The organism is Streptomyces sp. NPDC006012, from assembly GCF_042871185.1.
Classification (GTDB): Bacteria; Actinomycetota; Actinomycetes; order Streptomycetales; family Streptomycetaceae; genus Streptomyces.
On sequence record NZ_JBIAIE010000058.1, the window covers coordinates 1 to 10130 of the forward strand.

The 10130-nt window shown below is 68.9% G+C and carries 10 protein-coding genes and 3 pseudogenes; 8 read left to right on the forward strand and 5 right to left on the reverse strand.

Features of this window, described 5'->3' with window-relative positions; genetic code table 11:
- Positions 1-205 precede the first annotated feature (205 nt).
- Positions 206-1072 (reverse strand): annotated as a pseudogene (locus ACFYPJ_RS38825) (alpha/beta fold hydrolase).
- 100 nt (positions 1073-1172) lie between these two features.
- Between ACFYPJ_RS38825 and ACFYPJ_RS38830 the strand changes: the two are divergent.
- Positions 1173-1581, forward strand: a pseudogene (locus ACFYPJ_RS38830) (winged helix-turn-helix transcriptional regulator).
- 17 nt (positions 1582-1598) lie between these two features.
- Here the strand turns inward: ACFYPJ_RS38830 and ACFYPJ_RS38835 are convergent.
- Positions 1599-1883, reverse strand: coding sequence for a hypothetical protein (locus ACFYPJ_RS38835; protein ID WP_389026822.1), 285 nt, complete (start codon positions 1881-1883; stop codon positions 1599-1601).
- Positions 1828-2256, reverse strand: a complete 429-nt coding sequence (locus ACFYPJ_RS38840; RefSeq protein WP_389026824.1) for a hypothetical protein — start codon at positions 2254-2256, stop codon at positions 1828-1830. The genes ACFYPJ_RS38835 and ACFYPJ_RS38840 overlap by 56 nt, the downstream gene beginning before the upstream one ends.
- 670 nt (positions 2257-2926) lie before the next feature.
- On the opposite strand from ACFYPJ_RS38840, the gene ACFYPJ_RS38845 reads away from it, so the two are divergent.
- From ACFYPJ_RS38845 to ACFYPJ_RS38870, 6 genes and pseudogenes are all read left to right on the forward strand, one after another.
- The gene (locus ACFYPJ_RS38845) at positions 2927-3352 is read left to right on the forward strand and encodes a cupin domain-containing protein (RefSeq protein ID WP_389026840.1); all 426 of its coding nucleotides are present in this window, start codon (positions 2927-2929) and stop codon (positions 3350-3352) included.
- 992 nt (positions 3353-4344) lie between these two features.
- The gene (locus ACFYPJ_RS38850) at positions 4345-4617 is read left to right on the forward strand and encodes a hypothetical protein (RefSeq protein WP_389026826.1); all 273 of its coding nucleotides are present in this window, start codon (positions 4345-4347) and stop codon (positions 4615-4617) included.
- Between the two features lie 344 nt (positions 4618-4961).
- The gene (locus ACFYPJ_RS38855; RefSeq protein WP_389026828.1) at positions 4962-5261 is read left to right on the forward strand and encodes a transposase; all 300 of its coding nucleotides are present in this window, start codon (positions 4962-4964) and stop codon (positions 5259-5261) included.
- 265 nt (positions 5262-5526) lie between these two features.
- The gene (locus ACFYPJ_RS38860; RefSeq protein ID WP_389026830.1) at positions 5527-6234 is read left to right on the forward strand and encodes a DDE-type integrase/transposase/recombinase; all 708 of its coding nucleotides are present in this window, start codon (positions 5527-5529) and stop codon (positions 6232-6234) included.
- A pseudogene (locus tag ACFYPJ_RS38865) lies at positions 6204-6497 on the forward strand (ABC transporter permease); the annotation flags it as partial. The gene ACFYPJ_RS38860 and the pseudogene ACFYPJ_RS38865, both read left to right, overlap by 31 nt.
- Before the next feature lie 124 nt (positions 6498-6621).
- Positions 6622-6984, forward strand: coding sequence for a DUF1330 domain-containing protein (locus ACFYPJ_RS38870; RefSeq protein ID WP_389026832.1), 363 nt, complete (start codon positions 6622-6624; stop codon positions 6982-6984).
- A gap of 33 nt (positions 6985-7017) precedes the next feature.
- Here ACFYPJ_RS38870 and ACFYPJ_RS38875 read toward each other — a convergent pair whose 3' ends face one another.
- Positions 7018-8121 (reverse strand): LysR family transcriptional regulator, encoded by a 1104-nt coding sequence (locus tag ACFYPJ_RS38875; RefSeq protein WP_389026834.1) that lies wholly within the window; start codon positions 8119-8121, stop codon positions 7018-7020.
- A 186-nt stretch (positions 8122-8307) separates the two neighbouring features.
- Here ACFYPJ_RS38875 and snpA point away from each other — a divergent pair, with 186 nt between their 5' ends.
- The gene (snpA, locus tag ACFYPJ_RS38880; RefSeq protein ID WP_389026836.1) at positions 8308-9000 is read left to right on the forward strand and encodes a snapalysin; all 693 of its coding nucleotides are present in this window, start codon (positions 8308-8310) and stop codon (positions 8998-9000) included.
- A 368-nt stretch (positions 9001-9368) separates the two neighbouring features.
- Here snpA and ACFYPJ_RS38885 read toward each other — a convergent pair.
- Positions 9369-10130: IS3 family transposase (locus ACFYPJ_RS38885; RefSeq protein WP_389026838.1), on the reverse strand; the 762-nt coding region annotated here is incomplete at its 5' end.

Below are 10130 nucleotides of genomic sequence, written 5' to 3' on the forward strand. Positions count from 1 at the left end.
TGGCCGTCTTCCGCTGGACCACCCGCTACAACACCCGACGACGGCATTCGGCGAACGGACAGCAGACACCGATCGCCTACGAACAGCAGTCAGCTACCCTGACACTTGCCGCATAACAACACGAACAGGTGTCCACTCTCCGGGGACAAGGCCCCACCGCTGGGACGAACGCCCGAACCGCTGACCGTGATCCTCCGGCCCCGCTTCAGTCACTTCGGCAGATCGGCAGATCGGCAGAGTGGAAGGGAGCAAGGAGCGCGAACAACGCGTCGGGGCGGTCGAGGGGGATGATGTGGCCGCAGTCCTGGAGATGGTGTCCGGCCAGGTCATCGGCGATGGGACGGAGTTGGCGTTCGAGCCCGGTGCCGACGGGGTGAGCCGACGGCCATGGTGGGCATGGTCAGCCGAGCCGTCGCGACGGCGTCCTGGATCTGCTGCGCGCTGGTGGGCAGGGCCCGGTAATGGGAGAACGCGTAGCGCAGGGCCTTACCCCGGTGTACGCGTGGACGAAGGCCGCGCGGATGTCGTCGGGTACTCCTCGCCCGAGCGTCCCCGAGTCGAGGAACCAGTCGACGTACGGGGCCTCGTTGCCGGCCAGGACGGTCTCGGCGAGGCCGTGGACGGCATGGAAGCCGAACCACCACGGGGCACCGCCCGCGACGACGTGCTCCGCTCCGGGCAGGCGGCCGAGCAGTGCCTCCATCACGACCAGGCGCCGGACGAGGCCGGGCCGGCGCAGCGCGAGCAGGACGGCGGGGGCGGTGCCCGCGTCGATACCGACCACCGCTGCCGAGGGCTCGCCGAGTGCGTCGAGCAGCCCGTCGGCGTCGGCGGCGAGGGTGCCTGCGTCGTAACCCTCGATGGCACGTGCACTGGCACCGAAGCCTCGAAGGTCCGGGGCGATGACCCGGTACTGCCCGGCCAGTCGGCCCATGATGCCGCTCCAGAGTTGCCAGGTGTGCGGGAAGCCGTGCAGCAGGAGAACCGCAGGTCCGTCCCCGGCGATTGCGACATTGAGCTGGACGCCGTTCGTCGCGATGCGGCGCAGGTGGTGTGCGGTGGTGGCGGGCATGACGGCTCCTCCGGCTGGTTACCATTGGTGACCGCAGATCGATAGGTAACTGGCCGATCGCTTCCTGGACGGCACTTTCAGGGAAGGTGGTGATCCATAGGTGACCACCCGAGGAGCCCCGGCCACCGGTCGCGGGGTGCACGGCGATCTGTTCGATCCCCATTACCCGACGCGGCAGTTGCTGGACCGCATCGGTGAAGTGGACGTCCATGGCCGTCAAGACGCTCGCCGATACCGCACCGGACGAGGTGCGCTTCGCGGAACTGAGACGCCGGATGCCTGGCGTCTCACAGAAGAGGCTGTCCGTGACGCTGCGAAGCCTGACCCGCGACGGGCTGGTGTCGCGCCGGGTCGAACCGATCGTGCCGCCGCGGGTCTCCTACCGACTCACCGGACTCGGGCTGCCTCTGGAAGCCGCGCTTGCGGGGGTGCGGACCTGGGCGGAGGAGCACATGGCCGAGATCGACCGCGCCAACGAAGCCGCCGACCAGGAGGCCGATGAGGGGTAGGCAGGCCGGATCCGCGCTCAGTACTGGTGGCTGGGGTACTCGATGTAGCCGGCGTCGCCGTCCTGATACCACGTCGCCTTGTCAGGTCGACGCCGGAGGGGGACCTCGACGCGATGGTGGTGGGCACGTCGTTCCACTTCGACGGGCAGGGCAGGGCAGGGCAGGGCGACGGCCGCGGACGCGATGAAGCGGTACTGCGGGCTGCTGGGTGAGCAGGAGATGGAAGGGAAATCGCCGGTGCAGTGGCTAGCGAGGAAGGAGCTGGTGAAGGACGACGGGGAGATGGTGTTCGAGGACGGCATCTACCGGTTCTGCCCGAAGCGCGCCAAGATCCTGAAGTCGGCCGTCGAGGGCATCTATCCGCGGTTGTTCTAAGAAGACCTCGACGATCTCCTCCCCGCCGAGGGTGCCGTGCCCCGGCGCCGGGCGCGCGGGGTCGAGGGCGAAGCCGGTCGGTCGCACCTCGGCCGCCGGCAGCAGCAACCCGGGGGCGACGGAGCCGAGGCCGGACGTCTGGAAGACGTCCCAGGTGAAGGCGGCGAGATCCCGCCAGTGGCAGTCCTCGCGGAAGAGGTCGCCCAGGGCGGCGCGGTCCTCCCGGGCGAGCGCCACCTCCAAGTCGCTCAGCCAACCGAGTACCCGCTCGATCACGGCAGACGGGGTGGCGACGGTCATCTGGCCTTCTTGCCGATGCAGCGCACGTGTATACCGTCTGCTGAATCTACTAACGGTGATCAGGACGTCAACCAAAGACCGCTATCGGCTGCCGCCCCAGGTCGGCCTCGCGGCCCGTGTTCCTGTGGTCTCTTGCGGTCGGCGATCGAGGCTGGGGCGGGTCGGCGGACCGTGGCCGTCGGCGGCGCGGTTCGCCCCGTGGCGGCGCGATCTGGACAACGATACTGACTGACGAGTATGTGGCGCCCTGGGAGCGTCCGTAGAAACCTGCTGCCTCTATGCCGGGACGGCGCCATGTGTGGATGTACGCACAGGTATCTGAGTGCGTGTGACCGGCTCCCCTGCTCCCGGCAGGTGAGATGGGGCCGACTTGTATGGGGCGCACAGGCTCGTCAGCGCGTTGGAAGCCACCTTGCGCAAAGGTTTTTTCGGCGCTCCCGGGGCGGCCGGGTGCCAGGCCGGATCCGCCACGCTTCCGAGTGCCAAGCCGGATCCGCCACGCTCATCCGAAACACGTATGAACTCTTGACAGCTTCCCGACCAAACGCACACGACCGTCTCGCAGTGCCTTCCCATCTCATACCTAGGATCGATGTGGTCTGAAACGCGTACACGCGTTGCCATCATGGATTGCATGTCAGAAAGGTGTGACCCCTTGCGCACAAAGCTTTTGCGGCTGGGCCTGGCCACGGCTGTCATCGGCGGCCTGTCCCTCGCCACCGCCACCTCCGCCGACGCCACCCCGGGCGGGCCCGGAGTCAGCGGGACGGTTCTGTCCCAGACCACGTTCGGTGGCAAGGACTACGTGTTGCGTCGGATCACCATCCCGCCGGGGCAGGGCACTGGCTGGCATTTCCATGACGGGACGCTCTACGGCTTTGTCGAGCACGGTACCCTCAGTCACTTCGATTCGGATTGCGAGTCGGACGGCGTGTACCAGGCCGGTGATCATCTGACGGAGCCGTCCGGAGCGGACCATGTCCACATCGGGCGCAATCTGGGTACTACCGACGTCGTCCTCGATGTGCTGTACGTGCTGCCGCACGGGGCTCCGCTGGCCGAGGACGCTCCCAACCCGGGGTGCGACTTCCAGTAGTCCACGCGGCGGGACGTCGTAGTGATCCCGCACCGCCCCGCCGGTGCCGGTCAGCCCGGGACCGGCGGGTCGGGCACGGCCCGCAGCCGGTGGAGCACGGTCGTCCCGGGCCGCCCATACGCAGGCTCGGAAGACACGTGGGCGACGCCGTGATTCCGGTCTTATCGCCCCGAGGCCGGGCACGGCCGACCGCGGCACGATGTCGAAGAAGTACCTCTCCGCCGGACGTGTGCGCAGCGTCGCGCTGTGGCCGGGTGCGAGCGCCGGGGTGAGCGAGAAGCGACGGTCCCCTTCATGTGCGCCGGTGACCGAGGTGACGTCCACCACGACAGGGCCGGTGTTGCGCACGGTCACGCTGGTCGTCCGGCGGGCCGAACCCGACTGGCCGACGGGACGATGGAACCTCACGTCACCGAACGCGGCCGTCCCACAGGACAGTTCGTACCGGGGGTCGTGCAGGGAGCGGCAGCCCTGCCCCGTCCCGAGGACATCCGGCAGACCCCGATCCGTGGCGTGGTCCGGACGGGTGGCCAGCACCAGAACGAGGAGAACCGCGGTGCCGACAACGGCGGTCGAGATCACCCGTGGAAGGAATCCGGCCATTCGCACGCCGGTCTTCGGCGGTTCACGGCGGGCCGGTGCCGGAGCGATCGGTGGCCTCCGGGAACCCGGTTGGTCCGCCCGCACAGCGATACCGCATCGCCGCCTTTCTGTCCGCTGCCGTCGCCGGCACGACATCGTGTCCTCACGGACCGCGCCGCACGCCGTCCATCAACAACACGAGCCGTGGGCCGAAGAAGGTTCACCCTGCTTGCCCACCATCGCCGTCGGGTCTTCGCGAGGGTTCGGCGGTGAGTGGGGAGACGCGCACATGTGTTTCGCCTGGTCGACCGCCCGCCTGCCACGTTTGACAGAGCCAGGACCGGTGACACAGGGTTTGCCGTATCGCCGCCGACGCTCTGTCCGCGGCCTGTCGGGGAGGACCCATTTCCGTGAGCACACGTACCCCATCCGTGCGCGGCGATAAACGTTCCGCTCATGTTCGGATCGCCGCGACCGGTGGCTTTTTCGGGGGTGTCATGGGCGCCTTGGTGAGCGCCTGCATCAACGGCACTGTCGTCGGGCTGCCCGCCGACGAAGTGGCTAACACGGTGAACCACGCGATCACCGGACTGGCGAGTGGATTCTTCGCGGGCTTCATCGGCCTGCTGGTGCACCTGCGCAAGTCCGGCACGTCCGGCCTGGCGGGTGCCGACGAGAGCTGACCGGACGCGCGACGCCGGACAAAGGCCGGAGCCCCGTCATGTCCCGTTCGACGGGCGCATCGACGGGGCTCCGCCCGTTCGTCGTACGGCGGCCCGCGCCGACGCTGTGTGGGCTTGATCCGCTTTGACGGACATCGGAGATCAGGGGCTTCGGTCCCGGAAGGATGATGTCCATCATGGAGAGCATGGGGAAGAAGAAGCCTCGCCCTCGCCGCTCGTTCACCCCGGAGTTCAAGGCCGAGATAGTCGAGCTGTGCCGGCGGGGTGACCGCTCGGTTGAAGCTTCCCCTTGTGACTGGACACCTGGAGACTGGGACATGAGGTTCCAGAGGAAGTAGTGCCAGGTGGGTAGTCAGTACTCGAAGCGGTATTCGGAGGAGTTCAAGCGGGACGCGATCGCGTTGGCCCGCTCCTCCGACAAGACGATCACGGAGGTCGCGCGGGATCTGGGGGTGAGCCCGGAGAGTCTGCGTGGCTGGGTCAAGCGCGACCGGATCGACCGTGGTGGAGGCACGTCGGGAGAGCTGACGAGCGCGGAGCGCGAGGAGCTGAAGCGGCTGCGCAGGCAGAGCGCCGAACAGCAGAAGACGATCGAGATCTTGAAAAAAGGTGTGCCACGAACGCGGGAGGCTGCTTTGCGGTAGTTGAGTAGCTGAACGCGGTGCTGCACGAGAGATGAAGGATTTTCGGCCCTTCGGAGTCGCCCTGCGGGGGGAGGCTTCAAACCGCTGACGGCGGCCGTGGCAAAGTCCAGATGTGCGGCCAGCCGAGTCCAGGCTGACGGCCACCGGAATTCCAGGTGGCCGGCCGTCTGACCAGTGGTGTTCCTGATCACTTCCTTAACTGGAGGAGACCCCTCCGACCGTTTGCTGGTGTTTCCACGCATCAGCTACCGGCCGGAGAGGTCCTGTGACGAAGTCTGACACGGAGATTATGGAAATCCTTGAGGCGTACGACCTGACCGGGACGGTCTGGTCTGCGGCGACCTTGACGGGGCACGACCCGAAGACGGTCAAGCGGTATGTCGAGGCCCGCAACGGCGGGCGCAATCCCTATGAGCGAGAGCCGCGGCCGAAGATGATCGACGCGTTCCTGGAGAAGGTCGAGGAGTGGGTCGAGCAGTCGAAGGCGACGATCCGCGCCGATGTGGTCCACGACAAGCTCGTGAAGATGGGCTACCGGGGCAGCGAACGCTCGACGAGACGGGCGGTGAACACGGCAAAGACCGCGTGGAAGGCGGGCAAGCGACGAACGTACCGCCCGTGGATTTCCGAGCCGGGCCGGTGGCTGCAGTTCGACTGGGGTGAGGGTCCGCGCATTGCAGGGCGTCGGACCTGGCTGTTCTGCGCATGGCTGTCCTGGTCGCGGTTCCGGGTGGTGATCCCGGTCTGGGACTGCACGTTGGGCACTTTGGTGGCCTGTCTGGACACCACGCTCAGGCGGATCGGCGGGGCGCCGACGTATGTGCTGACCGACAATGCGAAGACGGTGACCGTCGAGCACATCGCCGGGATTCCGGTGCGGCATCCGCAGATGGTCGCCGCGGGCCGGCATTACGGCTGCCAGGTGGTCAGTTGTGTGCCCTACGACCCGGAATGCTGCCGACCTGGGGAGTGATGGTGCTGCTCGGCAACCCCTTCTCCGGCGGCGCGGTCTCCTGGCCGCTGCTGCCGTCCCCGTTCGGCGAGATCGGCCGCTGGCTGCCGCCCGGCGCCTCGGTGAACGCCCAGCACACGGCCGTCTGCTTCGCCGGGCACCAGCACGCCTTCCCGTTCCTGGTCCTCGCCGCTTGGGCCGTCGTCTCCTGCGCGGTCTTCTGGGCCTGGCGGCACCGCCATCCCGGCGGCCGTGAGGCCCGCCCGGCGCACGCGGCCGGCTGACGCGCCGTCCCGCTCGCCGGTCCTCACCGGCCGGCTACCGGCCAGGTCATCGACACCGCCGGGCGCCAGGTGCCGCGATCACCGGCGTACGCAGGGGGACCGGCGCGACCGACCGGAGGACGTCATGACCGCCTACGTCATAGCCCATCTGCGCGAGGCCGCGGCGCACCCCGAGACCGCCGAGTACATCGCGCGCATCACCGCCGCCTTCACGCCGTACGGGGGTCGCTTCCTGGTGCACGCCACCGCGCACGAGGTGACGGAGGGCGCCTGGCCCGGCCATGTCGTGGTCATCGGCTTCGCCGGGATCACCGAGGCGCGGGCCTGTTGGGACTCGCCCGCCTACCAGGAGATCGCGCCGCTGCGCTCCCGCCATGTCGAGGGCGACATCATCCTGGTCGAGGGGGTACCGGAGGGCTACGACCCGGCCGCCACCGCGCGGGCGATGCGCGAGGCGCTGCCCGCCGAGGAGGCTCCGCACGCCTGACCCGCGTCCGCTCGCCCGGACGGACGCGCGGCCTCATCCGGCGGCCACCCGCCGCCCGCCGCGCCCGTCCGGACGCGGCAGCGCGCCCGGCGAGGGAAGCGGCCGGCGGGCGCTCGCCGGGTCCACGGTGTCCACGGTGCCGGTGGTGCCGGTGGTGCCGGTGGCGGCATCGACGGTCGTCGCCGTACTCGCCGTACTCGCCGTACTCGCCGTGCCGGTACGGCCCAGCCACTCCCGGTAGGCCGGGGCCTGGAGTGCCGCCTCCCAGTACGCCTCCTCCAACTCGGCGTACCCCCGGTCGAGTTCCTCCTCGCTGCGTGCCGCCAGCAGCAGCCGCACCCCGATCGGATCGCCGTGCAGGGGCCGTACGGCGAGGTCGGAACGCGGCCGTGCCGTGGGCTGACTGACCGTCACCACCTCCCCGGTGGCAGCCAGCGAGTACGCGGTGAGGTAGTCGCCGTGCAGCATGTCGGGCCGCAGCCCCGCCGTGCGCAGCACCCGGCACAGCGCGTCCCACTCCCCGTCGACCGTGGAGTCCACCATCCACCGGTCCGCCGCCAGATCGCACAGCCGCACCTCGGGCCGCGCCGCCGCCGGATGGTCGACGGCGAGACACACGAACTGCGGTTCGCGCTCCACCAGTACCCGCAGGCACAGCCCGGCCGGCACCCGCAGCGGACTGCCCTCCACCTCGTGCACGAACGCCATGTCGAACCGGCCCGAGGCGACCATGCGCAGCAGGGAGTTGGCGGAGACGTCCATCTGGAGGGTCGGTTCGGTGCGCGGGGTGCACGCCCGCAGCCGGCGCAGCCAGCCGGGGATGGCGCGGCTCGCCGTGGCGCCGATGCGCAACTGGGGCCCGTCCGCACGGGCCGCGGCCGCCCGGGTCTCGGTGACCAGCGCGGCCAGCTCGCTCACCAGGGGCCGGGCCCGGCTCAGCACGGCACGTCCCAGCGGGGTGGGCCGGCAGCCGGTGCGCGCGCGGACGAAGAGCTGACCGCCGAGGGTCTGCTCGATCCGGCGCAGCTGGGTGCTCAACGAGGGCTGCGCCATGCCGAGTTCACGGGCGGCCCGGTGCAGGCTGCCGGTGTCGGCGATGGTGCAGAGCACGCGCAGATGCCTCACCTCGAGCTCCATGAGGGGGAGCGTAGGGCGGGGCGGTGGCACCGCACCAGACGAGCAAATGGCGACGGATCCGTACGAGTCGGCCCCGATAGCTCCGTGCTATCCCAAGTTGCCATCATCCCGGCGGGCGTTGGCCTGCCCGAGACTCATCCGCAACCGACCGTTCACACCCCACACCGAACGAGCAGGAGCCCCCACATGACGTCCTCCCGCACCGGCGCCGCGTCCAGGAAGTCCGTCCGCAGACTCGTGGCCCTCGCGCTCGGACTCGGCCTGGCCTCCGCCGCGCTGGGCACCGCCGTGCCGGCCGCCGCCGCCCCGGGCACCTCCGGTCCCGCCACCGTCGCCCGGTACACGGGTACGGCCGCGCACTCCGCCGACACCCAGGCGTTCTTCGACGCGGTCATGAAGTCGGTCGCCGAGAAGCAGGCCGCACACCCCAACCTGAAGTCGGTGACCGTCTACTATAGTGCCGCCCAGGCGCCCAGCTTCGGTTCGCAGATATCGAGCGCCGCCTCCATCTGGAACAGCTCCGTCTCGAACGTCAAGCTGGCCGCCTCCTCCGGCAATGCCGACTTCTCGTACTACGAGGGCAACGACCCGCAGAACGGGTCCTACGCCTCCACCGACGGCCACGGCCGCGGCTACATCTTCCTGGACTACTCGCAGAACCAGCAGTACGACTCGGTCCGCGTCGTCACCCACGAGACCGGGCACGTGCTCGGTCTGCCCGACCACTACAGCGGCCCGTGCAGCGAGCTGATGTCGGGCGGCGGCCCCGGCCCGTCCTGTACCAACCGCTACCCGAACGCCAACGAGCGCGCCCGCGTCGACCAGTTGTGGGCCTCCGGCCTGGCCAAGGCGCTGAACAAGGTGAACAGCGTGCGCTGACGCCCGCGCGGTGCACCCTCTGAGCGAGCAGGACGGCGCGGACCGAGGCCCCGGCCACGGTCCGCGCCGTCGGTGCTCCTGTCGTCCGGTCGACTCAAGTCCCGTGCGCACCACCGTCGTCGGGGCCACGGGTGAGGCTCGGTGGGGGGTTTGTTGGTGTGCCGGGTGGTTGCTGGCCTGGGGTGTTGTGGGTGTGTTGAGGGGCTGGGTGGGTGGTTGGGGCGGGGTGGGCGGGGTGTGTGGGCTGGGCTTGTGTGTTGTGTGTTGTGTGTTGTGTGTGGCGGGGTGGGTTGTAGGTTGTTCTAGCGTGTAAAGGCTCGGTTGGTGTTTTTGCTGGTGAGTGAACCGCCCCGGGTTCGGTAGAGATCTCAGATTGTGGTTGCGACCTGGGGTTTCGTGGATTCCTTGTAGTGATTGGCTTCGTACTCGACGGGCGGGATGTGCCCTATCTCACCGTGGAGTCTGCGGTGGTTGTACCAGTCGGCCCACTCTGCGGTGGCCAAGTCGACCTGGGAGAGCGTCTTCCAGGGCCGTTGGGGCTTGATCAGCTCGGTCTTGTACAGGCCGATCGTGCTCTCCATCAGGGCGTTGTCGTAGGCGTCGCCGACCGATCCGATCGAGGCGGCGATGCCGGCGGTGTCCAGATGCTCGGCGAGCCGGAAACTCGTATATTGAGACCCGGTGTCCGAGTGGTGGATCAACTTGCCTGGACTAACTGGGTGTTGGTCGCGATGGCGTTGCCACACGGCCATCTCCAGGGCGTCCAGGACAAAGACCGTTTCCTTCACGGTGGCCGCGGACCAGCCGACGATCCGGCGGGAGAACGTGTCGACGGCGAAGGCGACGTAGACGACATGGGCCCAAGTCTTCACGTGGGTGAAGTCCGCGACCCAGAAGCGGTTCGGGGCGGCGGCGACGAAGTCGCGGTCCAGCAGGTCCGGCGCCCGTTCGGCCTGCCCGCCGGGCAGCGTGGTGATCACGAGTTTACCACGGACCGCTCCGGTGATGCCAAGTTCGCGCATCAGGCGTTCGACGGTGCAGCGGGCCACACGGCGGCCCTGCCGGTTCAGCTCACGCCAGATCTTCCTGGCCCCGTAGACACGGTAGTTTGCCTCGAAGACCTCGCTGAT